We start from the raw sequence: 830 nt of genomic DNA on the forward strand, positions 1-830 counted from the left end.
CGACGCCGGTGTGCATGCGGACATAGCCAAGAATCGGATGTTTGCGGGCGCCGAAACCGGAGCGGAATTTTCCGGCGGGCAGCGGATTGCGCAGCAGGAACTGTTGGGCACTCGAGCCGTCATCGTCGAAATAGTCGGTCGAGCCGTCCTGCATCTGGAAGCGATAGAAGTTCCGCGTCTGGCCGCCAAAGGTCGCCGAAACATAAAGAAGCTCGGAACTGTCCGACGTCTGGTCGTCGCCATCGGGCTGCGAGAACAGCACTTCGAGGCGGTCGGCGGGATTGAGGCGCGACTGGAAGTCGACATCGGATGCCAGGAGCTTGATCAGCCGCTGGGTCATCGCCTTGGACATGCCGTAGGAATAGGCGGCGCGGTAGATGCCGTCATAAACATTGGGCAGGTTGCCGCGCACCACCACGGGTGCCGACGAATCATCGAACGCCGTCAAAAGTTCAGGATTTGGATCCGGCTCCTGCGCCGGCACGTATTGGCCGCGATCGTCGAGCGCGATGGTGACGATATGCGTGGTCTTGTCATAGACGCTGGTGCGCACGACCTTGGCGGYATCGCCGTGAACCTCGAGGCCGACGCGCAGCACCGTCCCGGCTTTCAGTGTCGGCGCGTTCAACAGTTTGGCGATTGCTTCGGCCATGCCGGTGGCGTCGTCGCCTGTATAGCCCGAATCGGCAAAGGCCTCGGTGAGGTCGGTGTCCTTGGTGAAGGGAATGATTTCCTCGGCGAAAGCCGGAGCCTGGTCGTCAATGGCGGCACGCGGCGACACCGAGACGTTTTCCGGCACGATCTTCACGTCATAGGAGCCGGCCATGCTC

Annotated in this window: 1 protein-coding gene; it reads right to left on the reverse strand. The window is 61.8% G+C overall.

Annotated features, from left to right (window positions below):
* A partial coding sequence (locus AC1DX0_RS36600; RefSeq protein ID WP_477359475.1) for a M23 family metallopeptidase occupies positions 1-830 on the reverse strand: 830 nt, incomplete at both ends.

The organism is Mesorhizobium sp. P3_A9, from assembly GCF_056402975.1.